This window comes from Paracoccus kondratievae, assembly GCF_009301415.1.
In the GTDB taxonomy this organism is placed as follows: domain Bacteria; phylum Pseudomonadota; class Alphaproteobacteria; order Rhodobacterales; family Rhodobacteraceae; genus Paracoccus; species Paracoccus kondratievae.
Map to the genome: position 1 here is coordinate 804,411 of NZ_CP045073.1, position 24,142 is coordinate 828,552.

The 24,142-nt window shown below is 64.7% G+C and carries 33 protein-coding genes and 2 pseudogenes; 17 read left to right on the forward strand and 18 right to left on the reverse strand.

Annotation, left to right across the window (positions count from 1 at the left end; all coding sequences use genetic code 11):
* Nucleotides 1-8: 8 nt before the first annotated feature.
* A complete protein-coding gene (locus tag F8A10_RS15260; RefSeq protein ID WP_152367786.1) occupies nucleotides 9-2,045 on the reverse strand; it encodes a type VI secretion system Vgr family protein in 2,037 nt (678 codons plus the stop codon).
* A 242-nt stretch (nucleotides 2,046-2,287) separates the two neighbouring features.
* On the opposite strand from F8A10_RS15260, the pseudogene istA reads away from it, so the two are divergent.
* Nucleotides 2,288-4,036: pseudogene (gene istA / locus F8A10_RS15265) on the forward strand (IS21 family transposase).
* Nucleotides 3,930-4,661 (forward strand): IS21-like element helper ATPase IstB, encoded by a 732-nt coding sequence (gene istB, locus F8A10_RS15270; RefSeq protein ID WP_152367520.1) that lies wholly within the window; start codon nucleotides 3,930-3,932, stop codon nucleotides 4,659-4,661. Before istA ends, istB begins: the two are co-directional and overlap by 107 nt.
* A 65-nt stretch (nucleotides 4,662-4,726) precedes the next feature.
* Here the strand turns inward: istB and F8A10_RS15275 are convergent, their stop codons facing one another.
* The 5 genes and pseudogenes from F8A10_RS15275 to F8A10_RS15285 all read right to left on the reverse strand — a co-directional run bounded on the left by F8A10_RS15275 (nucleotide 4,727) and on the right by F8A10_RS15285 (nucleotide 6,774).
* A complete protein-coding gene (locus F8A10_RS15275; RefSeq protein ID WP_152367787.1) occupies nucleotides 4,727-5,110 on the reverse strand; it encodes a DUF2958 domain-containing protein in 384 nt (127 codons plus the stop codon).
* Nucleotides 5,107-5,451 (reverse strand): zincin-like metallopeptidase domain-containing protein, encoded by a 345-nt coding sequence (locus tag F8A10_RS22055; RefSeq protein ID WP_454557391.1) that lies wholly within the window; start codon nucleotides 5,449-5,451, stop codon nucleotides 5,107-5,109. Before F8A10_RS22055 ends, F8A10_RS15275 begins: the two co-directional genes overlap by 4 nt.
* 15 nt (nucleotides 5,452-5,466) lie before the next feature.
* Complete coding sequence (locus F8A10_RS22060) at nucleotides 5,467-5,916, reverse strand: ArdC family protein (RefSeq protein WP_454557387.1); 450 nt, start codon at nucleotides 5,914-5,916, stop codon at nucleotides 5,467-5,469.
* A 52-nt stretch (nucleotides 5,917-5,968) separates the two neighbouring features.
* Nucleotides 5,969-6,067 (reverse strand): annotated as a pseudogene (locus F8A10_RS22065) (antirestriction protein ArdC); the annotation flags it as partial.
* Nucleotides 6,068-6,291: 224 nt separating this feature from the next.
* Entirely contained in the window at nucleotides 6,292-6,774 is a 483-nt protein-coding gene (locus tag F8A10_RS15285) for a hypothetical protein (RefSeq protein WP_139824569.1), read from the reverse strand.
* A 10-nt stretch (nucleotides 6,775-6,784) separates the two neighbouring features.
* On the opposite strand from F8A10_RS15285, the gene F8A10_RS21165 reads away from it, so the two are divergent.
* The 3 genes from F8A10_RS21165 (at nucleotide 6,785) to F8A10_RS15295 (ending at nucleotide 8,974) form a co-directional block, all read left to right on the forward strand.
* On the forward strand, nucleotides 6,785-6,934 hold the full coding sequence (locus F8A10_RS21165; RefSeq protein WP_193668220.1) for a hypothetical protein: 150 nt from the start codon (nucleotides 6,785-6,787) through the stop codon (nucleotides 6,932-6,934).
* Between the two features lie 186 nt (nucleotides 6,935-7,120).
* On the forward strand, nucleotides 7,121-7,603 hold the full coding sequence (locus F8A10_RS15290) for a DNA resolvase (RefSeq protein ID WP_193668222.1): 483 nt from the start codon (nucleotides 7,121-7,123) through the stop codon (nucleotides 7,601-7,603).
* Between the two features lie 189 nt (nucleotides 7,604-7,792).
* Nucleotides 7,793-8,974 carry a tyrosine-type recombinase/integrase gene (locus F8A10_RS15295; RefSeq protein ID WP_152367788.1) on the forward strand — a complete coding sequence of 394 codons (1,182 nt, stop codon included), beginning with the start codon at nucleotides 7,793-7,795 and terminating at the stop codon, nucleotides 8,972-8,974.
* A 10-nt stretch (nucleotides 8,975-8,984) separates the two neighbouring features.
* Here F8A10_RS15295 and F8A10_RS15300 read toward each other — a convergent pair whose 3' ends face one another.
* Genes F8A10_RS15300 through F8A10_RS15310 form a run of 3 tightly spaced genes read right to left on the reverse strand, consistent with a single transcriptional unit; the run spans nucleotide 8,985 to nucleotide 10,984 of the window.
* The gene (locus F8A10_RS15300) at nucleotides 8,985-9,698 is read right to left on the reverse strand and encodes a class I SAM-dependent methyltransferase (protein WP_227493447.1); all 714 of its coding nucleotides are present in this window, start codon (nucleotides 9,696-9,698) and stop codon (nucleotides 8,985-8,987) included.
* Nucleotides 9,653-10,537, reverse strand: a complete 885-nt coding sequence (locus F8A10_RS15305) for an NAD(P)/FAD-dependent oxidoreductase (protein WP_152367789.1) — start codon at nucleotides 10,535-10,537, stop codon at nucleotides 9,653-9,655. Before F8A10_RS15305 ends, F8A10_RS15300 begins: the two co-directional genes overlap by 46 nt.
* Before the next feature lie 3 nt (nucleotides 10,538-10,540).
* Nucleotides 10,541-10,984: an RrF2 family transcriptional regulator gene (locus tag F8A10_RS15310; RefSeq protein WP_152367790.1), complete on the reverse strand. Its 444-nt coding sequence runs from the start codon at nucleotides 10,982-10,984 to the stop codon at nucleotides 10,541-10,543.
* A gap of 112 nt (nucleotides 10,985-11,096) precedes the next feature.
* Here F8A10_RS15310 and map point away from each other — a divergent pair, with 112 nt between their 5' ends.
* The gene (gene map, locus F8A10_RS15315; RefSeq protein ID WP_152367791.1) at nucleotides 11,097-11,846 is read left to right on the forward strand and encodes a type I methionyl aminopeptidase; all 750 of its coding nucleotides are present in this window, start codon (nucleotides 11,097-11,099) and stop codon (nucleotides 11,844-11,846) included.
* A gap of 32 nt (nucleotides 11,847-11,878) precedes the next feature.
* Here map and F8A10_RS15320 read toward each other — a convergent pair whose 3' ends face one another.
* The 8 genes from F8A10_RS15320 to F8A10_RS15350 all read right to left on the reverse strand — a co-directional run bounded on the left by F8A10_RS15320 (nucleotide 11,879) and on the right by F8A10_RS15350 (nucleotide 15,157).
* The gene (locus F8A10_RS15320; RefSeq protein ID WP_319805343.1) at nucleotides 11,879-12,337 is read right to left on the reverse strand and encodes an SDR family NAD(P)-dependent oxidoreductase; all 459 of its coding nucleotides are present in this window, start codon (nucleotides 12,335-12,337) and stop codon (nucleotides 11,879-11,881) included.
* A 15-nt stretch (nucleotides 12,338-12,352) separates the two neighbouring features.
* Nucleotides 12,353-12,547 carry a hypothetical protein gene (locus F8A10_RS15325; protein WP_152367792.1) on the reverse strand — a complete coding sequence of 65 codons (195 nt, stop codon included), beginning with the start codon at nucleotides 12,545-12,547 and terminating at the stop codon, nucleotides 12,353-12,355.
* A 52-nt stretch (nucleotides 12,548-12,599) separates the two neighbouring features.
* A complete protein-coding gene (locus tag F8A10_RS15330) occupies nucleotides 12,600-12,779 on the reverse strand; it encodes a hypothetical protein (RefSeq protein WP_152367793.1) in 180 nt (59 codons plus the stop codon).
* A gap of 21 nt (nucleotides 12,780-12,800) precedes the next feature.
* Nucleotides 12,801-12,974, reverse strand: coding sequence for a hypothetical protein (locus F8A10_RS21170; protein WP_193668224.1), 174 nt, complete (start codon nucleotides 12,972-12,974; stop codon nucleotides 12,801-12,803).
* Between the two features lie 25 nt (nucleotides 12,975-12,999).
* A complete protein-coding gene (locus tag F8A10_RS15335) occupies nucleotides 13,000-13,239 on the reverse strand; it encodes a DNA-directed RNA polymerase subunit omega (protein ID WP_152367794.1) in 240 nt (79 codons plus the stop codon).
* 12 nt (nucleotides 13,240-13,251) lie between these two features.
* Complete coding sequence (locus tag F8A10_RS15340) at nucleotides 13,252-13,971, reverse strand: NADH dehydrogenase ubiquinone Fe-S protein 4 (RefSeq protein ID WP_152367795.1); 720 nt, start codon at nucleotides 13,969-13,971, stop codon at nucleotides 13,252-13,254.
* Between the two features lie 61 nt (nucleotides 13,972-14,032).
* Nucleotides 14,033-14,557, reverse strand: a complete 525-nt coding sequence (locus tag F8A10_RS15345; RefSeq protein WP_152367796.1) for an Hsp20/alpha crystallin family protein — start codon at nucleotides 14,555-14,557, stop codon at nucleotides 14,033-14,035.
* A gap of 96 nt (nucleotides 14,558-14,653) precedes the next feature.
* Nucleotides 14,654-15,157 carry an Hsp20 family protein gene (locus F8A10_RS15350; RefSeq protein ID WP_152367797.1) on the reverse strand — a complete coding sequence of 168 codons (504 nt, stop codon included), beginning with the start codon at nucleotides 15,155-15,157 and terminating at the stop codon, nucleotides 14,654-14,656.
* A gap of 1,016 nt (nucleotides 15,158-16,173) precedes the next feature.
* Between F8A10_RS15350 and F8A10_RS15355 the strand changes: the two genes are divergently transcribed.
* Complete coding sequence (locus F8A10_RS15355) at nucleotides 16,174-16,920, forward strand: DNA methyltransferase (RefSeq protein ID WP_152367798.1); 747 nt, start codon at nucleotides 16,174-16,176, stop codon at nucleotides 16,918-16,920.
* Nucleotides 16,921-16,971: 51 nt separating this feature from the next.
* On the opposite strand, the gene F8A10_RS15360 is transcribed toward F8A10_RS15355, so the two are convergent.
* Nucleotides 16,972-17,292, reverse strand: a complete 321-nt coding sequence (locus tag F8A10_RS15360; protein WP_227493531.1) for a helix-turn-helix domain-containing protein — start codon at nucleotides 17,290-17,292, stop codon at nucleotides 16,972-16,974.
* A 140-nt stretch (nucleotides 17,293-17,432) separates the two neighbouring features.
* Here F8A10_RS15360 and F8A10_RS15365 point away from each other — a divergent pair, with 140 nt between their 5' ends.
* From F8A10_RS15365 to F8A10_RS15405, 10 genes are all read left to right on the forward strand, one after another.
* A complete protein-coding gene (locus F8A10_RS15365; protein WP_152367799.1) occupies nucleotides 17,433-17,696 on the forward strand; it encodes a DNA -binding domain-containing protein in 264 nt (87 codons plus the stop codon).
* Between the two features lie 128 nt (nucleotides 17,697-17,824).
* Nucleotides 17,825-18,028, forward strand: a complete 204-nt coding sequence (locus tag F8A10_RS21935; RefSeq protein ID WP_227493449.1) for a transcriptional regulator domain-containing protein — start codon at nucleotides 17,825-17,827, stop codon at nucleotides 18,026-18,028.
* 235 nt (nucleotides 18,029-18,263) lie between these two features.
* Nucleotides 18,264-18,593: a DUF2285 domain-containing protein gene (locus F8A10_RS21940; RefSeq protein ID WP_227493532.1), complete on the forward strand. Its 330-nt coding sequence runs from the start codon at nucleotides 18,264-18,266 to the stop codon at nucleotides 18,591-18,593.
* Between the two features lie 138 nt (nucleotides 18,594-18,731).
* Nucleotides 18,732-19,013, forward strand: coding sequence for a helix-turn-helix transcriptional regulator (locus F8A10_RS15375; protein WP_152367800.1), 282 nt, complete (start codon nucleotides 18,732-18,734; stop codon nucleotides 19,011-19,013).
* 7 nt (nucleotides 19,014-19,020) lie between these two features.
* On the forward strand, nucleotides 19,021-20,409 hold the full coding sequence (locus F8A10_RS15380) for a replication initiator protein A (RefSeq protein WP_152367801.1): 1,389 nt from the start codon (nucleotides 19,021-19,023) through the stop codon (nucleotides 20,407-20,409).
* Nucleotides 20,406-20,906 (forward strand): DUF2840 domain-containing protein, encoded by a 501-nt coding sequence (locus F8A10_RS15385; RefSeq protein ID WP_152367802.1) that lies wholly within the window; start codon nucleotides 20,406-20,408, stop codon nucleotides 20,904-20,906. The genes F8A10_RS15380 and F8A10_RS15385 overlap by 4 nt, the downstream gene beginning before the upstream one ends.
* Entirely contained in the window at nucleotides 20,903-22,345 is a 1,443-nt protein-coding gene (locus tag F8A10_RS15390) for a DNA cytosine methyltransferase (protein WP_152367803.1), read from the forward strand. The genes F8A10_RS15385 and F8A10_RS15390 overlap by 4 nt, the downstream gene beginning before the upstream one ends.
* Nucleotides 22,342-22,908 (forward strand): S26 family signal peptidase, encoded by a 567-nt coding sequence (locus F8A10_RS15395; RefSeq protein ID WP_152367804.1) that lies wholly within the window; start codon nucleotides 22,342-22,344, stop codon nucleotides 22,906-22,908. Before F8A10_RS15390 ends, F8A10_RS15395 begins: the two co-directional genes overlap by 4 nt.
* 35 nt (nucleotides 22,909-22,943) lie before the next feature.
* A complete protein-coding gene (locus F8A10_RS15400; protein WP_152367805.1) occupies nucleotides 22,944-23,282 on the forward strand; it encodes a DUF736 domain-containing protein in 339 nt (112 codons plus the stop codon).
* Between the two features lie 4 nt (nucleotides 23,283-23,286).
* Nucleotides 23,287-24,111, forward strand: coding sequence for a lytic transglycosylase domain-containing protein (locus F8A10_RS15405; RefSeq protein WP_152367806.1), 825 nt, complete (start codon nucleotides 23,287-23,289; stop codon nucleotides 24,109-24,111).
* Nucleotides 24,112-24,142: the final 31 nt, after the last annotated feature.

Below are 24,142 nucleotides of genomic sequence, written 5' to 3' on the forward strand. Positions count from 1 at the left end.
AGGTATCCTCAGTTCAGCTTGATGAGATCGGACATGGCCTCGAACAGCTTGTCCATGGTCACTGCCATCCGTGCGCCGTTAACGGTGATGTTGCCGCTGTCATCCAGCGTGACCAGCGAGGCACCGACCTTGATGGTGATGCTGTCGCCAGCCGTGATCTCGATGCGCCGCCCTGCATCCAGCGTGTAATTGCCGCGCACATCGGTCATCTTGTTGCGCCCCACGGTCTCGTTGTGGTCGCCCTCGATCATCTGTGTTTTTGTGGCTTCGACAGCCAGGATCAGGTTGCCGATACCAGGATCGCGGCCGACATCCCCCATCGCCTCAGCCAGCGGGCCGATGCCCTGCGTGTTCCCGGCGGCACCTGCCGGAGAGATGGAGCCGATCCTGCCCGGCCCCACACCCAGATGCATGTCGCCTCCGATCATTTGCCGCAGTGTATTTCCAACCTCACATGACTGATCGTGACCGATACTCGTAACAGCATTGCGGTTCACACGCGTCGTTGCGTTACGCTCAATCTTGCTGTTCATGTCGCGCTGCGCGTGGATGAAGACTTCTTCGCGGCCCTTTTCGTCCTCAAATCGTAGTTCGTTGAACCCACGTCCGGTGCCCTTACCGTCATGGGTGTTGGTCCTGAATGTGCTGCGCGTCTTGTGCTTGGGCAGTTCGTAGGGGACGTCGTTCTTTCCATTGAAGACATTCCCGGTGACGATTGGCTTGTCCGGATCGCCCTCGAGGAATTCGACGACGACCTCCATGCCGATGCGGGGGATGACCATGCCGCCCCAGCCTGCTCCGGCCCAGTTCTGCGACACCCGGCAGCGCATCGAATGCGCGGCATCAAGGTCCCAGTGAAACCGCACCAGGATGCGGCCGTATTCGTCGCAGTCGATCTCGCCCTCGCCCACCACCATCGCCGTCTGCGGGCCATGCACCACGGGGACCTGCGTGCGCCGCGGGGGCGCCATCGGCGCGGTGTCGGGCATCAGCACGTAGCTGCCCGTAAAGGCATAGCCGTCGCTGCCCTGACCACCCGAGCCATAGGCCTCAGACACGAAGTGGTGCGATGCTGACAGGCACAGGTAGCTCTCGTCCGTGCCGGGGATCCGGTCGCCCGACAGCGTCACCCGCTTGCCAGACCGCAGGCTCAGGCAATCGCCCACCGCCCGGTTGCGACGGTCCGCTCCACGTTCCTGCGACGTGCGCAGGCCCGCCACGATCTTGCCCACGTCCTGCGCCAGGTAATCGCCCGGATAATCGAAGCTCTCGATCTGGCCCTGCGCATGGGCGGCATCGCCCAGCCGGTCGACCTCCATCGCCTGGTCAGGATGCTTGAAGTTATAGTCGGTCAGCCGGATCGCCCCGGTGGTGATGTTGCGCTCGGGCGTCCAGTCCCAGAAATGCTCACCCTCGGCCTGGTGGTGGCCGTCGTAGCTTTTATAGGGCCGCGCGCCGATCGTCTCATGCGCCAGAACGTCATCGGTCAGCACCAGCGTATGGCTGCCCGTCTCGTGGCGGAAATGAAAGCTGATCCCGTGCCGCTCCATCTGGCGGCGGGCGAAGTCGAGGTCGCTCTCGCGGTACTGCACCGTGTATTCCAGCACCGGATAGTCCTGCGACAGCTGCACATCCAGCGCCGGATCGCCGAGCTGGGCATAGTCCGACAGCAGCTCGCGCAGGATCTGCACCACGGTCCTGTTGTGAAAGATCCGCTGGTTGCGCCGCCGCCCCGCCAGCCAGAACCACGGGCGCAGCACCAGATCATAGCGGTGACCGTTCTCGCCCACCCCGGCCCATCGCGCCTGCGTGACGATGCCGTCAAAGGGCTGGGTGCCCTCACGGCCCTCGATCTCGACCGTGGCATGGGTGCCGACCAGCGCGTCGAAGTCGAGATCATCGCGGGTGGCCAGCGCCTCGACGCGGTATTCGAACAGGTCGTTGAGATGGTCCGTGCCGTCAAAGCGCAGAAGCGCCAGCGTGTCAGCGCCAAGCGCGGTCGTCAGACGGCCGAGACGCTCGGTCTGGCGAAGGGGGGCGTTCATAAACAAGCCTCGTCGGGGAAATGGGTAAAGAAAACTGCCGCGAGTATGCCCAAGGCTGACGGCACTGCCAAGGCCGTGTCGGGTGAGCCCGTCGCTTAAGGTCTTCGCATGATCAGGGACACACTGTTGAGCGTCGTGGAATAAGGCCCCCGCTTCTGGTGTGATCGGCGTCCCAAATGGACCCCACCGACCGGGGTTTGGGTCCATTGTGCTTCCGAGGATTATCGGAGGCCGAGCGCGGGATGCTGATCGTGGAGACAATCGCAAAAATCAGGCGGCTGCATTTTACCGAGGGCAAGGGGATCAAGACGATCTGCCGCGACCTGAAGCTGTCGAAGAGTGAGGCGTGAGCCGCCATCGGTCCGAGGCCACGCCGAACGGTGCGCAAGGTGATCCGCACCGGGGTAGCGGAGTTCACCTACGCCCGGACGGTTCAGCCACGCCCGAAACTGGGCGCCTGGCTTGAGGAACTGAGCCGGCTGTTGGCGATCAACGCGGCTCGTGGGCGCCGGGAACGCCTGACACTGATCCAGATCTACGAGGAACTGCGCGGTCTCGGGTATGAAGGCGGGTATGATGCGGTCCGCCGCTATGCCTCGGTCTCGGGGCGCGCACTCAAAGCTCCGGTGCCTCGTCCGCCTTCGTGCCGCTGAGTTTTGCCCCCGGCGAAGCCTATCAGTTCGACTGGAGCCACGAGGTTGTCCTGATCGATGGGGCGACCACCACGATCAAGGTGGCGCATGTTCGCCTGTGCCACAGCCGGATGTTCTTCGTGCGGGCCTATCCGCGCGAGACGCAGGAGCCTCAGCCATCGGGCTCGAACCGATGGCGCCGCGATGGCTTCGATGTTCGATGCCCATGATCGGGCTTTCGCCTTCTTCAAGGGCACCTGCACCCGCGGGATCTACGACAATATGAAGACGGCGGTGGAGACCATCTCCACCGGCAAGGAGCGCCTCTGCAATCGTCGGTTCCTGCAGATGGCCAGCCACTATCTGGTTGAGCCCGTCGCCTGCACCCCGGCATCGGGCTGGGAGAAGGGTCAGGTGGAGAGCCAGGTCGGCACGGTCCGCCAGCGGTTCTTCTCACCCCGGGTCAGGGTCAAGAGCTACGAGGAACTGAATGCCTGGCTGCTGGACAAGTGCATCGCCTCGGCCAGGAGCAGCAAGCATCCCGAACTGACGGACAAGACCGTCTGGCAGGTCTTCCAGGAAGAGCGCGCGCACCTCGTCCCTTATGCCGGGCGCTTCGACGGCTTCTCGGCGGTATCGAAGACCTACCTCGTGCGGTTCGACAACAACAAATACTCGGTCGCGGCAACGGCTGTCGGGCGGCCGGTCGAGATCCGGGCCTATGCGGAGCGGATCGAGATCCGGCATGGATGAGCCATGCCCCGCCATTGGTTCGAGGGGCATTGCGAACGGCTGGTCGGGGACCATCCCCGTCACTTCGGGCGGGGCCGGGCAATCTACAATCCCTGGCACTATGTGCCTGTCCTGCTTCGCAAACCCGGGGCGCTGCGCAATGGCGCACCGTTCAAGGACTGGGTTCTGCCCGGCGCCCTCGAGCAGATCCGCCGCAAGTTGCAGGGGTCGTCGGATGGCGACCGCCAGACGGTGAAGATCCTTGGCGCCGTGCTGACAGAGGGGGTTCCCGCCGTGCAGAAGGCCTGTGCCGAAGCGCTCTCGCAGGGCGTCCACTCCGCCGATCCTCAGCCATCGGGCTCGAACCGATGGCGCCCGATGGCTTCGATCCTCAACATCCTGTCCCGCAGGCGCGACCCGGAGCCGCCACCCTTGCTGCTCACCTCTCCGGCCCTGCGCCTGACCCATGAACCGAAGGCCGACTGCGCCCGCTATGACCCGGCTCGCGGAGGGCCGGCTGATGGATCGTGCAGAGATCATGGCAGCGATGGGCGAGTTGAAGCTCTATGGCATGCGCGCCGCCGCCTACGACGAACTCATGGCGGTGGCTGTGCGTCGCCAGCATGAACCCCGTCAGATCGTGGGCGAACTGCTGGCCGCCGAGATCAACGAGAAGAAGGCGCGGTCGGTCAAATACCAGATCACCACCGCCAAGCTGCCCTATGCCCGGGAGATCGAGGAGTTCACCTTCGATGACACCCCGATCAACGAGACGCTGGTGCGTGATCTGGCCAGCGGCGAATTCCTCGGCCAGCAGCGCAATGTCGTGCTGGTCGGCGGCACCGGGACCGGCAAGACCCATATCTCCGTAGCGATCGCGCGAGCCGTCATCCGCAACGGCGCCCGGGGACGCTTCTTCAATATTGTGGATCTCGTGAACAGGCTGGAGGCCGAGGTCCGTGCAGGGCGGGCGGGCCGCCTGGCCGAACATCTCATGCGACTCGACTTCGTCATCCTCGATGAACTCGGCTACCTGCCATTCGCCCAATCCGGCGGCCAGTTGCTGTTCCATCTGGTCAGCAAGCTCTACGAGCAGACTTCCGTCATCGTCACCACCAACCTCGCATTCGGCGAGTGGCCGACCGTCTTCGGAGACGCGAAGATGACCACCGCGCTGCTCGACCGTCTCACTCACCATTGCGACATCGTCGAAACCGGAAACGACAGCTGGCGCATCAAAACACGAGCCTGAACACCCCCGAAACGCAGGCCCGCGTCGGCTGCGCCAGCTGGAAAGCTACGCCGCCACGGGCCTGCTCACCACATCGCCAGAGGGGTCCCTTTGGGACGCCGATAAGGGGCCACCATGCAACGCCGATTGACACGGATGCTCCCCGCCTCACGGGCTGCTTCGGCCCAGACAGAAACCGGCAGGCTGGTAGCGGACAGAAGGTCGCGCTCGATCCCCATGCCGAACGGCAGGCGGATTGCCTGCATTTCTGACAAGCTCCAGCTTCCGAGTTCGGGATAGCCGATGTCGGCCAGTCCAAACATGATGTCGCCGCCCGGGTCCAGTTCAGTGGCGAGCCAGACGCCTTCGCCGAACGGGTTGAAGAACTTGACCACCGGCACATGGTCAACGTCGCGGTTCCGGCCATTGGCCAGGAGTTGCTCGCGCAATTCGTCGGTCAACAGGATCATGCCGCCCTCCTGTCGATCGAGGTCGCGTCTATGTCCGGCTCGCCGTCTTCAGGGAGGAAGGGCAGAATCCAGTCGGCGGTCTTGCTGGCCTGCGAAGCGGCGCGCACGATGGCGCGGTTGTCCTCGCGCAGCACTTCCAGCCATGAACCGATGTAATCGGCGTGGCGGACGGTCGGCACGATCCCAAGCGAGGCGCAGCAAAACGCGGCATTTATCTGGGCCACGAGTTCCTCGAATGCGTATTTCTTCGTGCCGAAAGAGCCGGAGAAATCGCGGGCGAGGCGCGAGGAATGGCCGCTGGCATGGCCAAGCTCGTGCAGAGCCGTCCTGTGCCAGTTGATCGGCTCGGGATAGGCTTACGGAGGCGGGACCATCACGAAATCCTGCGACGGCATATAGAAGGCGCGGTTGCCGCCGATGCGGAAGTCGATCCCCGTCGCTTTGATGAGCGCCTCGACGCGCGGTTCGATCAGGCCGGGCGGCGTTGGCGGTGCAACGGTGGCGATTTCTGTGGGCAGACCGTCGCATTGGGCGGCGTTGAACACGGTGAACCTTTTCAGGAACGGGATGCGTCCCGGTTCTTCACCGGTCTCGCGGGCGCGGCGCTTCTCGTCTTCCGGGGTGAAGCGGTCGGCATAGACAACGGTGGTGCCGCGTTCGCCCTTGCGGACATTGCCGCCAAGCGACAGCGCCTGGCGGAAAGTTAGCCAGCCCTGGCCGGGGAAACCATGCTCGATGACCGCACCCCAGAGGATCAGGACATTGATCCCCGAATAAGGACGGCCGGTGGAGACATTGACCGGCATGGCGAGCGGTGCCTTCGTCGTGGCGGTGCCCCCAAGGCTGCACCCACGGCAGGCGGCCTTGCTCCAACTCGCCGATGATCTTGCTGGTGATTTCGTCGTAAAGGTTGGTCCGGTCGGTTCCGGGGTGCGCGCTGCGGAAGTATCTGGACATCGCGGTTCTCCGCGACGGGCGCCGGAAGCCTCTCTCCCAGCCCTCAACCCGTCACGGAAAACCCGTCCGCACTCTCACTCTAAGAGGGCGTTGCGGGGTCTCCCCGCTCGATGGGGGTGCGCCGGCAACGAAGTGCCGGCCAGGGGGAAGGCTTTCCCCCTCACACCGAACAAGTGGACACTGACTGGAAAATCAAATCCCGTTTCCTGGTCCGGGGGCTGAGATCAGGTGCAAGATTCTCCAAAGAGGACGGAGCTTTGTTCAGAAACGAGTTTCTGAAACGCCCGGTAGCTTTTCGACAGGCGGGTACATTGCTTCTTCTCCTCGTTCACCAGGACGTCCAGCATGATAGGATCGCTGCCACCGATCCCGTAGCAGGGCTTTTGGGCATCCTGGGAAGGGAGACGTTTCATCATCTGCGTCATCCCAAGTTCGACGTGCGGTGTGAAGCGGTGGGTATGCTTGCTGCGGAAATCATCCGTCGCCGCCTTGTAGTCCCCGTTGTCGACGGTGTTGAGCGACTTGATCAGCTTCCCCCAGGACCGCCAGGGCTTCGCCAATCTTGCAGCGACCCCTTCATTGATCCCCCAATCCTCGGGCAGGGTGGAAAAGTCGTCCGACCATAGCGCCCCTTGTTGCACACAATTCGCCTGATGAGAGAGATGCGCGATCGCGAAGTAGAATCTGGCCTTGAGCGTATATGGCAACAACGAACTCGTGGAGCAGATCGTTTTTCTGGGGAAGATCGAGCCCTTCCAGAACCGTCTTCCACGCTTCCAGCCGTCTGGTCAGGTTGATCAGATGATTTATGCCGTTGGCCAGATCCCGGGCGACATCCTGGGCCTGATCCCGGTAACCATCTGCTGACGCCCTAAATCAGTATCCAGTCTGACGGTTTGAGGCGGTTTGAACCATCCATATGGCATGAACGGTGTGCATTGCTCTACGCCTTGTAGCGCGGCCCTGTAGTCCGAGTATTTACCGACAAGAAATTCGTCCACTTGATCCATCATCAAATCCGTCTTCGGCTCAGGTCGCACACTCCAAGTTACCGTGCCCCGTCAGACCTCGATCCCGCCTTTCGCCAGCATCGAGAAGCAGATCGCGCAGATCGTGGAGGCCATTGCGGACGGCATGTACCATCCCTCGATGAAGGAGAAGATGGATGTGCTGGAGGCGCGCAGGGAAGAGCTGACGACGCTGCTCGCCGATGCGCCGGCGGATACGCCGGACATTCTACCGAGTGCTTCGGCCATCTACGCGAAGAAGGTCGCCACACTGACGAAGGCCCTGAACCGGAAGGAAGCGTCGCAGGATTGGCGCGCCCTGATCGAGAAGATCGTGCTGACGCCGGGGCCGGAACGAGGCGAGATTTTCGCCACACTGCACGGTGATCTGGCGAAAATCCTCGAATGGACCGAACGGCAAGCTACTGGAAAGACAGCAAAAATGACAAAACCCGCCGCTGGTGCGACGAGTTTGTTGGAATATTTGGTTGCGGGGGCAGGATTTGAACCTGCGACCTTCAGGTTATGAGTTTTGGTCAGGGCGTTTTCGCCACCTTTCGCCACGGTGCGAAAAAGGCGCCAATACTCGCATAACCATCTGTTAATATTGATTTATAGCGTAGACGACCCTACCCTTCTCTTCGCCACAGCAGCACAGTGATTTGCTTCCTGTTGCTTCCGATTTGCTTCCGGAGCTTCCGGAACTGGAGGGGTGAAGATGACAAAGATCACGAAACGTTCCGTCGACGCGGCGGTGCCAACCGGGCAGGAGTTCTTCCTCTGGGACGAAGAGCTGAAAGGCTTCGGATTGCGCGTCTATCCATCGGGGCGAAAGATGTATCTGGCCCAGTACCGCGCCGGCGGCCGTTCGCGCCGTGTCAACATCGGGCTGCATGGTGCGATGACGCCGGAAATGGCCCGCACTGAGGCGATGAAATATCTGTCGGATGTGCGGCTCGGCGCCGATCCCGCCGGTGAGCGCGACCGCCGAAAGGCCTCCCCGACCATCAAAGAGTTCAGCAAACGCTTCCTTTCGGATCACGTCGCGCTGCACTGCAAAGCTTCGACTTATGGCGAGTACGAGCGATCCATCGATCTGTTCATCAATCCGAGGTTCGGCAGTCATCGCATCATCGACATCACCCGGGCCGACGTCGTCGGACTACACCAGTCCATGAAGCATATCCCCTATCAGGCGAACCGGACCCTCGGCGTCCTCTCGGTGATGTTCACCGTGGCCCATACCTGGGGCGTGCGCACCGACGGAGTGAACCCCTGCTGGAAGGTGAAGCGATACCGGGAGGAAAAGCGCGAGCGCTATCTCACCCCGGACGAGTTGGCACGCCTCGGCAAGGTGCTGAATGAGGCGAAAGACGAACCCGAGGCCGCATCCTGCATCCGGCTGTTGCTGCTGACCGGATGCCGCCTCAGCGAGATTCAGACCCTGAAATGGCGCTATGTCGATTACCGCAACGGCCTTCTCCGCCTGCCGGATTCCAAGACCGGCGCCAAGCTGGTCCCAATCGGCAAGGCGGCCATCGAGGTCCTGAAAGCCATCCCGAAGATCGACGGGAACCCCTATGTCATCACCGGCCGGAAGGAGGGCCAGCATCTGACCGACATGCAGAAACCATGGCGGCGGTTGCGCAAGCGTGCCGGGCTCGACGATCTTCGTATTCATGATTTGCGCCATTCCTTCGCCTCGGATGCCCTGCAGCTCGGGCAGGACCTGACGATGATCGGGCGGCTCCTCGGACACACGCAGGTGCAGACCACGGCACGCTACGCTCACCTGAAGACCGATCCGGTCCGCTCGGCGGCGGACGTCGTCTCCGACGCTGTGGCGCAGGCACTGGCGCAACCGGTCACCGAGGGTGACGAAAAATCCACTGCTGCATGATCTGGCACTGTTACGCCCGGGCAACCCATCCCTTGAAGGTGAGAGCGGCATAGAACAGCTGGACCTCGCGGAAGCCCGCCGCTGCCAGAAGCGCGGCATCCTCCTCGGGCGTCAGCACCGGCAGGCGTTCCTTCATCGTGGCCATGCCGGCCATGGCCTGCGCCTCGGGAACGCCGCCCGAGACCAGCCAGGCCGCATTGCGCCGCAGCCACAGATCCTGCTGGCCGTCCGCCTGCGGAAAGCTGTGATGGGCCATGGCGAAGGGCGCGCCGGGGCGCAGGCGGCGATGCAGCTGGCGCAGGGTGCGCAGGCGTTCCTCGCGCGGCAGGAAATGCAGGGTCAGCAGGCAGGTCGCGCCGTCGAAGGGGCCTTCGGGGGCATCATCGATATAGCCCTGATGGAAGGTGACACGGTAGCCCGCCGGGCCCAGGATGTCCAGCGCCTGGGCGATCATCTGAGGCGAAGGATCGACGCCGTCGAAGCGCCAGCCGGGATGGGCCGCGGCGAAGGCGCGCAGCTCCAGCCCGCCGCCGGCGCCGAGGACCAGGACGCGGCCCGTCTCGGGCACGCGCTCGGCCAGCAGCAGCCCGGCCATGCGGTGCAGGTCCTTGAGGCCCGGCACATGGCGCGCGACGCGGCCGGCATAGCTGGCACCGTCGCCCGGATGGGCCGCGCCGCTCATTCCGGCAAGACCAGCGAGCGGTGCAGCTGCGCCCCGGCCCATGCCCCGTCCCCCACCGCCAGCGACACCGAATGCGGCGCCCGCGCGACGTCGCCGCAGGCAAAGATGCCGGGAAGGCTGGTTTCCTTCGTCTCATCCGTCACGATCTGGCGGCCCATCGGCGTCTCGATCAACTCGCAGCCGGCGGCCTCGGCCAGCGGGCTGGCCGGCCCGGTCCGGGTCGCGGTGAACAGACCGGCGAAGGGCAGCACCCGGCCGTCGCGCAGTTCCACCTCGGCCTCGCCCGCGATCCGGGCGACGGGGTTTTCCTCAATGGCAACGCCGCGGCTGCGCAAGTCGTCGCGCTGCTCCGGCTCCAGCGTCACCGCGCCGTTGGTCAGGAAGGTGACCTCGCCCCATTCCGGCAGCAACTGCGCCTGATGGATCGACATCGGCCCGGTGGCGATGACGCCGATCCGGCCCTGATCCAGTTCGTAACCGTGACAATAGGGGCAGTGGAACACCGTCTTGCCCCATCGCTCCGGCAGGCCCGGAATGTCAGGAAGCAGGTCTCGCACTCCGGTGGCCAGCAGGATACGGCGGCCGGCATGGGCCGTGCCATCCGCCGTGGACAGCCGGAAATCATCCTTGCGCCCCGAAATCGCGACGGCCTCGCCCTCGATCCAGGTCACCGTCGGATAGGCCAGAAGCTGCCGGCGCGCGCCGGCCCAGATCGCCGCCGGGTCCACCCCGTCCTGCCCCAGAAACCCGTGCGAATGGCTGGCGAAACGGTTGCGCCGCTGGCCGGCATCGACCACCAGCATCTTGCGGCGCGCACGCGCCAGCTGCAGGGCGGCAGCCATCCCGGCATAGCTGCCCCCGATCACGATCACGTCCTGCATGTCCTACTCCTGTGTGGCCCGCCTTTGCGCGTGGCGGCGGGCGAAATCCCGAGCCAGATCGGCCAGCGTCACATCGGCGAAACGGTCCAGCAACAGCGCCTCGGCCTCGGCAAAGGCGCCCTCCAGCGCGGCATTGACCGATTGCTCGACCAGGCATTCCGGCGTCTCGTTACGATTGCCGATGGCGAAGATCGCGGGTTCCCCCAGTGCCTCGTGCAACCGGCGCAGGCTGACCGTTTCCAGATCGGCCGCGATGCGCCAGCCCCCGGCGTGCCCTCGCTCGGCCGTCACCAGTCCCGCCTCGCGCAACAGCCCCATGGTGCGGCGCACCACGACCGGATTGGTGCTGAGGCATTGCCCCAGCGCCTCGGAGGTCATCGGGCCGTCATGCTCTGCCATGTGCAGCAGGGCATGAAGGACCGAGGAAAGGCGGCTGTCACGTTTCATGTAACTATATATGTTACGATTCGAGGCGAGCGTCAAGACAGTGATGTGGGACATCGCTGCGCATCACCGGTATGATGTCGGTTGCAGCATCTGATCAAAGCGAGAGCAGGCGATGACGATCACCAATCAGGACGAACTCGACGGGTTGAAGGAGATCGGCCGGATCGTCGCCAACACCATGCAGGCCATGGCGAAAGCGATGGAACCCGGCATGAGCACGCGCGAACTGGACGAGATCGCCCGCGCGCTGCTGGAGCGCGAGGGCGCCGTTTCGGCGCCGCAATCCACCTATGATTTTCCCGGCGCGACCTGCATCAGCGTGAACGAGGAAATCGCCCATGGCATCCCCGGCGACAGGGTGATCGCGGCGGGCGATCTGGTGAATATCGACGTCTCGGCCTCAAAGAACGGCTATTTCGCCGATACCGGCGCCACATACCGGGTCGCGCCCGTGCGCCCCTCACTGGATCGGCTGTGCCGCGATGGCAGGCAGGCGATGCGGATCGGCATCGCCCAGGTCGGCGGCGGCCGGCCGCTTGCGGGCATCGGTCGCGCCATCGGCAAGTTTGCAGAGCAGCGCAGCTATACGCTGATCCGCAACCTTGCCAGCCATGGGATCGGCCGGGCGCTGCACGAGGAGCCCGCAGAAATTCCGACCTGGGCCGCGCGCGGTGAACGGCGCCGTATCCACAGGGGGCTTGTACTGACGGTCGAACCGTTCTTGTCCAGAGGCGGCCTCTGGGCGACGGAGGCGGACGACGGCTGGACGCTTTACAGCGAACCGCGCGCCCCGGTGGTGCAATACGAGCATACGGTCGTCGCGACGGATCGCGGTGCCATGGTGGTCACGCTGCCGGGCTGAACCTGGCGGTCCTTCCCCCCGCCGACAATGGGTCAGGCCGCCAGCGCCACCGCATCGGGTCCGGCCGGATAGCGCAGCCGGTCGGAAGTGTCATTCGCCGCCAGGAACACCGCCTCGGCCACGTCGGTTTCCCTGGTGGTCAGGGCCGGGCTGGCGAAGGCGGCAAAGATCGGCGCAGCGAAATCGGCATAGGCTTCGGGGATCATGTCCTCAATGGCAAAGTCGATGTTCTGTGAAAACCGCGTGGTCGGGGCATAGCCCGGTTCGACCAGCTTTGCCCGCACACCGAAGGCCGCAAGCTCATGCGCCAACGATCCGGTAAAGCCCTCTATCGCCTGCTTGCTGGCGGTATAGGCAGCGGCAAGCGGCATCGGTGCCAGCGTCACGCTGGAGGTGACGTTGACGACCACGCCCGACCGTCGCGCCCGCATCTGGGGTGCCAGACTGGGAGGCAGGTCGAAAAAGCGGCGGAAGAAGGGGTCGTTTAGCAGCGGGTTCGCGCTGACCTAAGTCTCGGTTCGCGTCGCGATATTGACGATGGCAGGTGTCACCCGTTCCAGCATCGGGGCTTCCGTCAGCAGGCCCCGGTTGTCGAAGGCTAAGGCCGACTCGCCCCGTGACGGCAGCGGCCTAAACAGCGCTGTTACCAACAAAACAAGCATGAGCAGCCAGCGGCTGCGGGCGGTAAGTGACAAAGACATCGGGCTCTCCTGCGATGAATGGCCGGCCCCGGAGACCGGGGCCGGCACCGGTTCAGGCGGCCTGCGCGCCGCCCCTGCCGCGCGCGGACCAGAGCCGCGCGCCGGTCCAGGCGACCAAGGCAAAGCCGCCAATCACATGCAGTGCGGCAAGCCAGACTACGAGGCCGACGGCAGTTGCCCAAGGGCTGACGGCGACCCAGAGACCGGCCAGGAACAGCAGTCTGTCAGCCACCTGATCGCCCGACCACAGCAGTCAGGCGGCCAACACGACAAGGGCGGCGCCTGACAGGACGCTGCTCCAGAGGGCCGCAGCGGGCAGCGAAAGCATCAGCGGCAGGGCAGCCAGCAGGACGCCCGCAGCGATGACGGTCCCGGCGGCGATGCGGTAACCAGTATGGCAACGGTCCGAAATCCAGTTCGCAACCATGGTTTTACCTCCTCTCATCTGATCGTCAGGTGGGTTTCGCCAGCCGCCGCGGCTCTGACGGCGGCAGGAAGGGGCTCAGTTCTGCTGGCGCGAAGGCGCCGGCCGCAATTTCAGCGAGCGCGGTTTCCGTCGCGCTGTTCGAGGCATCGCCCAGTCTTGGCGCCGCGCCCTCGCGCAGGGCGCGGGTGCGGGCAGCGGCGGCCAGAACCAGTCCGAAACGGTCTGGCATGGCGGCCTGACAGTCAAGGGGAAGAAGCGGGTTCATCGCGCACCTCTGTCAGGCCACCTGCTGCGCGTGTTGCGCGCCTTCGAGTGCCCGCAATGCGGTTTCGACGTCGCTCAGCCGCGACTGGCGATGATGCTCGGGCATCCCCTCAGAGGTCGCCAGATCCTGAAGATATTCGTTGAACGCGATGCTCATCAGGATCGAGCGGCGCGTTTCAAGCGGCAGGCTGGTATCCTGCGCCACCTCCATCGGAGTTGCTCCTTTCCCGGCGTCGCCCACTGGCGCTCCGAGCGCGCGACGATAGGCGTCCCGATGCTGCGCAAGGCCCAGCCGGTCAAGCGTCTGATCGGAAAAGCGCCGCAGACGCGCGGCATGGGCGTGGCGCTGACGCTCGAGCGCCTGCGCCTGCTGGCGCGCCTCGGCCTCGCCCGGCGGCAGATGCACCTCGTAGGCGATGCCCAGCCGTTCGGCATGCCGGACCGCGGCTTCAAGGCTGGGGAAGGATAGTTCGACCTGATGGGCTGTGTCCTTACCGGCGGTCCAGCCCATCAGCGGCTCGATCGACGGCACGGAGGCACGCTCGATCCGCAGACGCCAGTCCTTGCTGCGCGCGCGACCGGATGTCATCGCGGATCTGGCAGGTTTCCAGATCCGGGCAACGCTCTTCGCGGGCAGGCTGGAATCCCAGGTGGCTTCACCCTTGCCTTGTGGCAGAATCGTCGAGATGCGGGGCGCGGCAGGGGAAATATGGTCTCCTCTTGCAAGTTCCATTTCATCCTCCGATGCTTTCTGACAGGGGAGGTGCGGGCCGGATCGCTCCAGCCCGCCAGGATCAGGTTTTCAGCGGGATGCGTTTGACCTGCGCCTGGGCCGTTTCAGTCCTGGGCAGGGTCACGGTCAGCACGCCGTTGCGGAACGCCGCCTCAACGGCAACCTCATCGATGCCGGCGGGCAGCGGAATGCGCCGCTCGAACCTGCCGTAGACCCGCTCGGAGAACTGGCGCGCGCTGTCCTCTGTGGTGCTGGTCTTTTCGCCGCGCAGTGTCAGCAGACCATCCTCGAGCAGGACTTCGACATCCTTTTCTTCAAGGCCGGGAAGCTCTGCACTGATGTTGATCGCCTTGTCCGTTTCGGTAATCTCGACGCTCGGCCAGTTCGTGCCCGGCCAGCCACTGATACCAGGGAGGACCGGCGAGCGGGTGGCGAAAGAGCGGAAAAAGTCGTCGAACAGCCGATCCACCTCCCGGAGGAAGCTGACAAAGGGGTCAGGCGTCGCCTCGACGGGCTGCGTATTGCGACCCCGCCACCACGGCAGATTTTGGGTCCAGTTCTGTGGGATAAGATCTCTTACGCTCATGTCTGTGTCTCCTGTTCTTGCATAACCCCTCCAAAGGGCGCATCGGTGTGACCGATACGCCCCGGCGTTTCGGGACTGCCAGATATGGCCCGGTGATCAGGCTGCGGCGGTTTCGGGCTGCGGCTCGGCGGTTTCCGCCGCCGGGATACGGGCCTGCTTGGCCAAAGCTGCGGCAGATGTGCCATGCACAATCTCGATACGGCGCGGCTTCTTCTCTTCAGGGATTTCGCGCACCAGCGAAATCTCCAGCAGGCCATCGGTCAGCGATGCGCTCTCGACCCGGACATGATCCGCCAGTTCGAAACGACGCTCGAAACTGCGCGCCGGGATGCCTCGATGCAGGTATCGCGCCTTATCATCGGACTCTTTTTTGCCGGCAACGACCAGCACATTGCCGTTCTGGGTCAGCGTCAGATCGCTTTCGCGGAACCCGGCAACCGCCATGGTAATACCGTAGCGGTCCTCGTCGGCACGAACGATGTCATAGGGGGGCCAGCTATCCGCAGATTCGGCGCGGGCGGCGGCCTCCAGTGAGTTCAGGAGCCGGTCGAAGCCAACGCTCGACCGAAACAGCGGTGTAAAATCAAAAGTGGTTCTCATAGCCACATCCTCCATTGAGCAACATGGTACAAGTCGGTAATTCACCGGAATTTCCGGCGGAGGACCCCCGGCAGGGCGATCCGCACGATCTTATTTGGAACGCAACTTCCGGGGTTCAAGACACAATCTCGTGGTTTGTGCGCTATCAATGTGTTCTGCATTCAGCCCGAATCTCGTCTGGATCTGCGCCTTGAGTGACGGGCGTCGCAATAATCGCAAGATCGGAAGCTGCCGTTTGCCGGACGGGCAGGATCTCGCCGCGATCATGATCCGGGAGGGCTATTGCGGCAGGTTCTGGTGATCTGTCCGTTCACGTTGCGAAGGAAGGTACCGCCGGGTCATCTGCGCGCATGCAAATCCCGGGAACAGGCCGAACGCGAACCCATTACCTTCTGCGGTCTTGCCCAGGTCCAGGTTCCAGCCACATTGAAGGAGACCTCGGCGCCGAACTGGCCGGAATGCACCTCGGCAAAGGCGACACAGCCTGTAGGGTGCAGAATGTCGTCCTGCCTCTGGTTCTGCCTGGCGCCGCGCTGCGGGTGATGCGCCGCGGGTCAGGATAATCGCCTCGTTCTTTCCATGCCGGTCATTTCTCCGGCCGGGCATCGCCGATCCGGGTTAGCTAGGGCTGATCGCAGAGGCCGGGTTGTGCCTCTGATGCAACCGCCGGGGGCCGGAAACCTTGATTCACGGAGGCTGGCCGGTGCCGGTCACCACCGCCGCGATCCTTCCTTCATTGCCTGACACGGGACCACACCCGTCGCAGCCCCGAAGAACTGGCTGGTCTGACCGAAGACCGCCTGCGGCTCGATCCGCCGAACGCAACGTCCCGCCGGTCCTTTTTCCCCGCCCGCGAACGGGCTCCTCGCGGCCGCTGCGCTGCAAAAAGAACCGGCCATGGGCCGTCGGGCGCTGCGCTGCGCCCGTTCCGGGTGCGAGGCCGATCGCCTCCGGTCCTGCGACCGCCATCGGGGCCGCGACGGGCGCGGTCCGGTCGAGCAAAAAGGATCACGACGATGGCAACCTTCACCAACACCACCAGCACCGCTTCCTCCGGTTCCAGCCACCCCCGCCAGCCGCGCGGCGACGCCCCGGCCGCCCCGCGCGCCACGCCCCGCAACACCGTCCTGAACGGCGACTGCACCCGCCTGATGACCGGCATGGAGGCGAACTCGGTCGATTTCATCCTGACCGACCCGCCCTATATCACCCGCTATCGCGGCCGCGACGGCCGCACCGTTGCCAATGACGACAACGCCCGCTGGCTGAAGCCCGCCTTCGCCGAGGCGCACCGCGTCCTCAAGCCCGGCGGCTTCGCGGTCTCCTTCTACGGCTGGAACAAGGTGGACCTGTTCTTCGAGGCCTGGAAGGCGGCCGGGTTCCGCATCGTCGGCCATCTGGTCTTCCGCAAACGCTACGCTTCCTCGGCGACCTTCCTGCGCTACGAGCACGAACAGGCCTACCTGCTGGCCAAGGGCAATGTTACCCGCCCCGAGGCTCCGATCCCGGACGTGATCGACTTCCCCTATACCGGCAACAAGCTGCATCCGACGCAGAAGCCGGTCGAGGCGCTGATGCCGCTGATCCGGGCCTTCTCGCAGCCGGGCGATCTGGTCCTCGACCCGTTCTGCGGCTCGGGCTCGACGCTGGCAGCAGCACAATCCCTCGGTCGCGACTGGCTCGGCTGTGAGCTGAGCGCCGAACATCACGCCACGGCCAGCAAACGCCTCGCTTCCCGTCGGCAACGCGGGGTGGCGGCATAGGCCGCCCCCTCCACGCCCTCGTGACGCGGCTCCTGTCGGGCCGCGTCGCCTTCAGGCCTCGTGTTCAGAGGTGTCGGTCGGGCGCTTCAGCAGGTCGGACGCCTCAACGCCAAGTGCGGTAGCCAGCCTATCGACCACATCGATGCCAGCAGCGTAGACACACCGCTCCAGGGAACTGATATAGGTGCGGTCGATATCGGCCCGCCAGGCAAGCTCCTCCTGCGACAAGCCCTGAGCCTGCCGGATCTTTCGAAGATTGAGAGCCAGAACCTCGCGTATATCCATACGCGGCAAGACACTGACTTGTAGAGAATTCATCCACGGAGTATTCTCTACAAATGATGTCGAACCACCGTCGGCGGTCAGGATCATCAAGGAGACCGGTTTCCTGGAACGGCAAAGTACAGCCCCAAATCCGCGCTCCGGGATGTCATTTGCAGAACGCCATGCTCCGGATAGGAGTTTACGATATCGTACCCGCCATGTACGAGAGCCGCGTCAAGGGAAAGGTAATGATAAAAGCCAGCTTTCGCGACGACGCGCCGACCGGCGATCTGCTCACTGATTACGACCGCGATCATGTCAAGCTCTACCTCCGGCTGCTCGATGCCGAGGCCGATGGCGCGGATTGGAAAGAAGCAATCGAGGTGCTGTTCGGCATCGACCCCGCGACTGAGCCTGAACGCGCACGCCGGGTCTATGACAGCCATCTTGCCCGGGCGCACTGGATGACGGAACACGGCTACAGGATCCTGAGGCTGGGCCGTCCGAACTGATCTCCGGACAATCCCGCGCATTGCCGGCGGTGCAAGGCGGTTTCTGGCACAAGGGCTTCGCGCGCGGGTGTATTGCCCGGACCATCTCGCTCCTGACGTGTGTCGTTCCGTGCAGCGGGAGGAATGCCATGAGACCCGACACGTCGCGCTGGCGCGCGGACTCCGCCTATGACGTCATCGACCATGCGGGCGTCGATCATCTTGCCTGGGAATGCCTGCGGCGCAACCGCGATTATCAGAAGGATTACGCCGCCCTGCGGCGGGCCGGCGATCTCGGTCAACCGCTTCCCGAACCGCTCGAACGCCGGTGGGGGTTGCGATTTCCCGGCTAGGCCGCGCCTTGCCGCCAGTGAACAGCCGGTCCTCTGGAGCGAGGCCGCCGATACGGCCGTCCTTCGTCTTGTCGCCGTCGCTCCGCCATCCTGGGCCGGCGTCGCCAATCTGCGCGCCTTCCTGTCCGGCGATCTCAGGATCGCGGCCGACGAATTGCACATCCTGCTGCGCGACATCGGACCGGACCTGCATCTGATCACTGACGCGACCTGCAAGCCGGACGATCCCCTTGCGGTGCTGATCCCGCTCGACTGCGACGGGCTCGACCGGCTCGCGGCCCTGGACCGGCTGCTCCGTCATCTCAACGGCTACAAGGTGCCGCCCGACCGACGCATCACCCCGCAGCAGCGCCGCCGCCTGAAGGCCATGCTGCGCGCCGCCGACGGCCGGGAGCACGGTGCAAGCCAGCGCGAGATCGCCGAGGTCGTCTTCGGTATCGAGCGGGTTGCCGAAGAGCACTGGCGCACCTCGCCGCTGCGCGACACCGTCCGCGATCTTCTGAAGGACGGCGCCGCCATGATCGCCGGCGGCTATCGCAGGCTGCTGCGCTTTCGCCGCCGATAGCGACCTGCGATCCGCCCGGGGGTGGGGGATTTCATGCCCCCCTTCATTCCCCCTCCGTCCCGGCCTCTTCCATTCGCCACCGTGGCCCATATCCGCCGCGCCACCGGAGCGGCCTCATTCCGAGCCACGGAGGTTTCCATGAACGCCAATTCCGCCCTGCTACCGCCGCGCTTCCTGCGCACCCGCGACGCCGCCGATTTCCTCGGCCTGTCGCCACGGACGCTGGAAAAGCACCGCACCTATGGCACCGGCCCGCTGTTTCGCAAGCTGGGCGGCCGTGTCGTCTATGCCATCGAGGAACTGGAAGCCTGGGCCGAACGGGGCACCGTCGCCTCGACCTCGGATCCCCGCGGCGGCATCCTGCCCGCCCGGCCCCACAACCGCCAGCCCGCGCCGACCCTCGGCCGCGCCCTGCGCTGAGGCGGCGATGTCCCGCCGCCCCCTGCCCGGCTCCGAACGCGCCCGCCTCGATCCTTTCGTGATCGCCACCGGCGATGCCAGCCCGCGCGATCAGCGCGACCTGATGGAGCGCCCGTTCTTCTCCCTCGCCAAGAGCCGCCGCACCATCCCGATCCGCTATGCCGCCGGGGATGTTCAGGTCGAGGTTCTCGCCGTGCCCGAACACGGCATGGCGACGATCTGGGATGCCGATGTCCTGATCTGGGCCGCAAGCCAGATAGTCGAGGCCGAGAATTGCGGGCTCCGGACCTCCCGTTTCCTGCGCTTCACGCCCTACCAGTTGCTGACCGCCATCGGCCGCGAGTCTGGCGCCAGCGATTACCGGCTGCTGCGGGCATCGCTCGCCCGGCTGCAATCCACGGTCATCCGCACCACCATCCGCCATGGCGAGAACTGGCGCCGCCATCAGTTCTCCTGGATCAACGAATGGGAGGAACTGTCGCGCCACGATGGCCGCAGCGACGGCATGGAACTGGTTCTGCCGGACTGGTTCTATCGCGGCGTCATCGACCGCTCGCTGGTCCTCGCCATCGACCCGGCCTATTTCCGGCTGAAGGGTGGCATAGAGCGCTGGCTCTACCGCGTGGCCCGCAAACATGCCGGGCGGCAGCCGCAGGGCTGGATCTTCGACATCCCGCATCTGCATGAGAAATCCGGCAGCCTCGCACGGGTATCGGATTTCGCTCTGCAGATCCGCCGCATCGCCGCCCGGCAGTCAATCCCCGGCTATAGGCTCCTGCCCGAACGGGAAGGCGGCCGTGAATTCCTGCGCATCCTGCCGCTGAACTTACCCACAGAAACGGGGGATCATTCTGTGGATGCCTTCGGGATATCGCACGCAACGGGCTTCGGGAGATCACACGCAGCCCATTCGGGATATCACACGCAGAACCCCCAGCTAAGCCTATGGCCGGAAACGACGATTCCGCCCCTTAACTTATATAACTTAAAAGACTCTAACTTTTGTAGAGCGGCGGGCGATGGGGACAACCACTGTCGGGGTGCCAGGTTTCGCGAACCGGGGCGAGGTTTCATGAACTCGCTCCATGATACGCGAACTGGGTTCGCGATCCCGGAACCGAATACTGCCCAGAACCCCTTGGTTTCCAAGCCGGACCACTCGATCAGCGACGATCAGGTGGCGCAAGATCTGCACAGCAACCAGTACGCAATCCCGGATTACCACGAGCCCGATTCACAAACATGGAACCAGTCGCCCTCTGCCAATCCATTGGAAAAGCGAGATTCTTCTGACGGTTCGATTCACGAAACCTGGAAAAACGACAACCACCGCCCGGCCGCCGGGATCTCGCATCATTTTTCGCCCTTTCCGGCTGCGGAAGGAGGCGAGGAATGAGCACCGCGCATCACGATACCACAGGCGCGGAGCCTCCTGCCCTCACGCTGGTGGAGCTGATCTGGCAGCAAAAGAAGAACGAGCGCTGGCTGCGCTTCGGTCGCTTCTGCCATGATGCGCGGATCGACCGCAGCCGCCGGATTGTCGGCTTTGCGCCCGGCAGCATCTTCGCGCTGGTCCGCTGGGCCGGGAACGATTACGGCACCGTGGCCTCAAACCTCGACATCCTGCGCGCCGTCACCCGCGCAGAGCCGTTCCAGACCCTGCCCTTCATCCGCCCCGGCGCTGAGATCCTGCTAAGCGCCGTCGGCTGGCCGAAGGTCGAGCGCGTGTTGCAGGCAATCGACGCCATCGAGGCGCTGAAGATCGATCCCTGCACTGTCTCGCCCGAGCATTGGCGGCATATCCATAACCGCCTCGCGGCCGACCAGCCCTTCTGCAGCTATACGAAGGCGCAGCACGCGGCCTGGCTCAAGCGCCGGGACATCCTGCCATGATGCGCGCGCTCGACCTCTTCAGTGCCGCTGCAGGAGGCTGGTCGCTCGGCCTGCACCGCGCCGGGTTCATTACCATCGCCGCCTGCGAGATCATCGAATGGCGCCGCATCCTCTACGCGGAGAACAATCCCCATGTCAGACTTTACGAAGATATCCGCGACCTCACGGCAGCTCGACTTGTTTCCGACCTTGGAACCCTGCCCAACATCATCGTCGGATCGCCGCCCTGCCAGGACATCTCAAGCGCCAATACCAAAGGCAAAGGGATCGAGGGCGAACGCTCCGGCCTCTACCTGGAGGCCATCCGGCTGGTCAGCGAGTGCCGCCCTCGCTGGTTCGCTTTTGAAAACAGCGCTAATCTCAGAACTCGCGGCGCGGACCGGCTGCTCGGCGAGCTGGACGTGCTCGACTACGCCTGCTGGCCATGCGTGGTGGGTGCTGCGGATATCGGCGCCAACCATGTCCGCAAGCGGTCCTGGCTCATCGGCTGCGATCCCGGGCAGCTTGCCGACACCCGTCTCGCAATCCCAGCAGGGTGGCATCCGTCTGGAGGGCGGATCGGGGGCGCGGCGGGCGATGAAGGCATCGGGCCTCTACGATCTGTTCCGCAGCCACCCCTTGCCGACGCCGATGGCCTCGGACGGGATGAAGGACGGCGCGGGCGGTGGAGCGGAGTCGACATATCCGCTGCGAATGATCCTCACGACGCCACGGAAGACGGATGCGGATCGGGGTGGACGGGGCGATGTGCTGAGCCAGTTGCAGGGGCACAACAGCCGCCATGCGGGCATGATGCCGACGCCGGTGAAGCCGAATGGCGGCCGCAGGCTGAGCGCGCGGGAGATCGAGACCGGCAGGCGTCAGAACGGCGCGAAGGCGCAGATCGACACGCCGAACCTGCTGCGTCATGCGGCGGAAATCCTCCCCACCCCGACGAAGCGCGACAGCCGCATGGACCGCTGGAGCCCGGCCTACGACCGCCGGAAATCGCCGACGATGGACGCGGTGATGGCCAAAGCGATGGATGGCGCAATGACGGACCGGGCGACGGACAAATGGGCCGGAGCGCGGGCGCTGGCGGCGATGCTGCGGAGCCATGGGCTGACTGGAACGGCGGCCTTGCCGATCACCTACGGCTGGATGATGGGCTTTCCGCCTGGCTGGCTCGCACGCGCATTGCGCTCGGCTCTCGCAAAGGGACATCTGCGGCAAGCCTGATCGTCGAGGCCTTCGGCGACGCGGTTCTGCCGCAGATCCCCGAGGCCATCGGCCGCGCCATCCTGCGCACCGAGGCCGCGCTGAATGTGGTGATGGGCGGCACATCGCCGGGTGATCTCGCGGCAGGCGTCAGGCATTCCGACAACGCAGACAGCGTTGACGCCGGTGCTGGCGGCCATACAGCCGCCGGTGATCCAGAGGATCACGGGGGCGCGTCATGAACCGTGCGCCACGCTTGCGATATCTCGCGGTCACCGGTCTTGCGGCGCTGCTGATCGGCGGCATTTCCGTCACCGGGATCACGCCCCGGCTGATCTGGAACGCCTCGGCCAGCGTGCCGCTTGGACTCTACGTCCTACAGCCGGTCGGCAGCCTGGCTGTCGGCGATCTGGTTGCCATCGATCCGCCGGAACCGCTGGCGGGTTTCATTACGGAACGCGGCTATACCGCAGTCGGGGTGCCGTTGCTGAAGCATGTCGCCGCCCTGGCGGGTCAGCGGGTCTGCCGTTCGGGAAGCACGATCACCATCGACGAGGCCGAGGTCGCCGAGGCGCTGCCACAGGACAGGCTCGGGCGCAATCTTCCGGTCTGGCAGGGCTGCCGGATCGTCGGACCGGGCGAAGTTTTCCTGCTGAACGACGGGGTCCGCGACAGCCTGGACGGGCGCTATTTCGGCCCCCTGCCCGCGCAGTCCGTCATCGGCCGCGCGATCCCGCTCTGGACCGATGATGCGCATTCGGCCTGCCGCTCCGCCGGTGCGGAAGTCGCGCCACCATCGCACTGAACCATCCCTCAAACCGCAACGGAAAGGACCAGACCATGCCCCAGATCGGCGAATTCACCCGCGATGAAACCGGCTTTGCCGGGCGCATCCGCACGCTCACGCTCGACCATGAGCTCGTCATCGTGCCTGCAGAGCACAGCGATGCCGAGAATGCCCCGGACCACCGCGTCCATCTCGGCACTGACGCTGACGGTCCCGAGATCGGCGCGGCCTGGACGCGCACCGGCGAAAAGGCAGGCGAGTATCTGTCGGTGCTGATCGACGATCCGATCCTGTTGCATCCGATCCGCGCCAACCTGTTTCAGAACGGCAGCGACGCGACCTCATGGTCGCTGCACTGGAACCGTCCGCCCAAACGCGATGGCAGAGATTGACCCAATGCAATCCCGGCGCCCATTCCATGCAGTGATTATGCTCTCCGGGCGGCTGCGTGCTGCCCGGCGCCATGCACTTCTTCCTCTTTCCGGCCTGCTGCTGGCCCTGCCATTCGCACTGCCGGTAACAGCTCAGGAGAGGACAGCCGAACAGCGCGCGATCCTCGATCAGATTGCTGTTCACGTGGCCGAGGCCGCACGGCGCTTCGACATTCCGGAGCACTGGATCCGTGCCGTGATGCAGGTCGAAAGCGCAGGCGACAGCACGGCGGTCTCCCGCGCCGGTGCGATGGGCCTGATGCAGATCATGCCGGAGACATGGGCCGCGCTGCGCAGCCGCCATGGTCTCGGCGACGATCCTTTCGCGCCGCGCGACAACATCCTCGGCGGCACCGCCTATCTGCGCGAGATGCTGGACCGCTACGGCACTGTCGGCGCGATGCTTGCCGCCTACAATGCCGGACCCGGGCGCTACGACGACTACCTGATCTCTGGCCGGACCTTGCCGGCCGAGACCCGCGCCTATGTCGCGACATTGGCGCCGAGGCTGGTGGACGATGGCTCTCTGTCGCGCCCGGCGATTGCGGCTCCCCGGGTCACCAATTGGCGCGAAGCCTCGATCTTTGTGGGATCGACGGATCGCAACAATTCCGCGCGGGATCCGCAAATCGGCCGCATCGCCGAGGGCGCGGATTCCGCAACCGACCTGCAGCATGGACGCATCCCGAATGACGGGCATTCCGCTCCCGCGATCCCGGCCCATCCGCATGCACTCGCGCCTGCGGACGAGTTGTTCGTATCCCGATCCTCCTCCGGAGATGCGCCATGACCAGAATCGCAGGATTGCGCAGCATGGCGAA

Coding starts and splice junctions, on each gene's coding strand:
- F8A10_RS15260 (WP_152367786.1), bottom strand. CDS start 2,045: ATGAACGCCCCCCTTCGCCAGACCGAGCGTCTCGGCCGTCTGACGACC.
- istB (WP_152367520.1), top strand. CDS start 3,930: ATGGATCGTGCAGAGATCATGGCAGCGATGGGCGAGTTGAAGCTCTAT.
- F8A10_RS15275 (WP_152367787.1), bottom strand. CDS start 5,110: ATGATCCTGTTGACCGACGAATTGCGCGAGCAACTCCTGGCCAATGGC.
- F8A10_RS22060 (WP_454557387.1), bottom strand. CDS start 5,916: ATGCCGGTCAATGTCTCCACCGGCCGTCCTTATTCGGGGATCAATGTC.
- F8A10_RS15295 (WP_152367788.1), top strand. CDS start 7,793: ATGACAAAGATCACGAAACGTTCCGTCGACGCGGCGGTGCCAACCGGG.
- F8A10_RS15300 (WP_227493447.1), bottom strand. CDS start 9,698: ATGGGCCGGGGCGCAGCTGCACCGCTCGCTGGTCTTGCCGGAATGAGC.
- F8A10_RS15305 (WP_152367789.1), bottom strand. CDS start 10,537: ATGCAGGACGTGATCGTGATCGGGGGCAGCTATGCCGGGATGGCTGCC.
- F8A10_RS15310 (WP_152367790.1), bottom strand. CDS start 10,984: ATGAAACGTGACAGCCGCCTTTCCTCGGTCCTTCATGCCCTGCTGCAC.
- map (WP_152367791.1), top strand. CDS start 11,097: ATGACGATCACCAATCAGGACGAACTCGACGGGTTGAAGGAGATCGGC.
- F8A10_RS15325 (WP_152367792.1), bottom strand. CDS start 12,547: ATGTCTTTGTCACTTACCGCCCGCAGCCGCTGGCTGCTCATGCTTGTT.
- F8A10_RS21170 (WP_193668224.1), bottom strand. CDS start 12,974: ATGGTTGCGAACTGGATTTCGGACCGTTGCCATACTGGTTACCGCATC.
- F8A10_RS15335 (WP_152367794.1), bottom strand. CDS start 13,239: ATGAACCCGCTTCTTCCCCTTGACTGTCAGGCCGCCATGCCAGACCGT.
- F8A10_RS15340 (WP_152367795.1), bottom strand. CDS start 13,971: ATGGAACTTGCAAGAGGAGACCATATTTCCCCTGCCGCGCCCCGCATC.
- F8A10_RS15345 (WP_152367796.1), bottom strand. CDS start 14,557: ATGAGCGTAAGAGATCTTATCCCACAGAACTGGACCCAAAATCTGCCG.
- F8A10_RS15350 (WP_152367797.1), bottom strand. CDS start 15,157: ATGAGAACCACTTTTGATTTTACACCGCTGTTTCGGTCGAGCGTTGGC.
- F8A10_RS15355 (WP_152367798.1), top strand. CDS start 16,174: ATGGCAACCTTCACCAACACCACCAGCACCGCTTCCTCCGGTTCCAGC.
- F8A10_RS15360 (WP_227493531.1), bottom strand. CDS start 17,292: ATGATCCTGACCGCCGACGGTGGTTCGACATCATTTGTAGAGAATACT.
- F8A10_RS15365 (WP_152367799.1), top strand. CDS start 17,433: ATGATAAAAGCCAGCTTTCGCGACGACGCGCCGACCGGCGATCTGCTC.
- F8A10_RS21935 (WP_227493449.1), top strand. CDS start 17,825: ATGAGACCCGACACGTCGCGCTGGCGCGCGGACTCCGCCTATGACGTC.
- F8A10_RS15375 (WP_152367800.1), top strand. CDS start 18,732: ATGAACGCCAATTCCGCCCTGCTACCGCCGCGCTTCCTGCGCACCCGC.
- F8A10_RS15380 (WP_152367801.1), top strand. CDS start 19,021: ATGTCCCGCCGCCCCCTGCCCGGCTCCGAACGCGCCCGCCTCGATCCT.
- F8A10_RS15385 (WP_152367802.1), top strand. CDS start 20,406: ATGAGCACCGCGCATCACGATACCACAGGCGCGGAGCCTCCTGCCCTC.
- F8A10_RS15390 (WP_152367803.1), top strand. CDS start 20,903: ATGATGCGCGCGCTCGACCTCTTCAGTGCCGCTGCAGGAGGCTGGTCG.
- F8A10_RS15395 (WP_152367804.1), top strand. CDS start 22,342: ATGAACCGTGCGCCACGCTTGCGATATCTCGCGGTCACCGGTCTTGCG.
- F8A10_RS15400 (WP_152367805.1), top strand. CDS start 22,944: ATGCCCCAGATCGGCGAATTCACCCGCGATGAAACCGGCTTTGCCGGG.
- F8A10_RS15405 (WP_152367806.1), top strand. CDS start 23,287: ATGCAATCCCGGCGCCCATTCCATGCAGTGATTATGCTCTCCGGGCGG.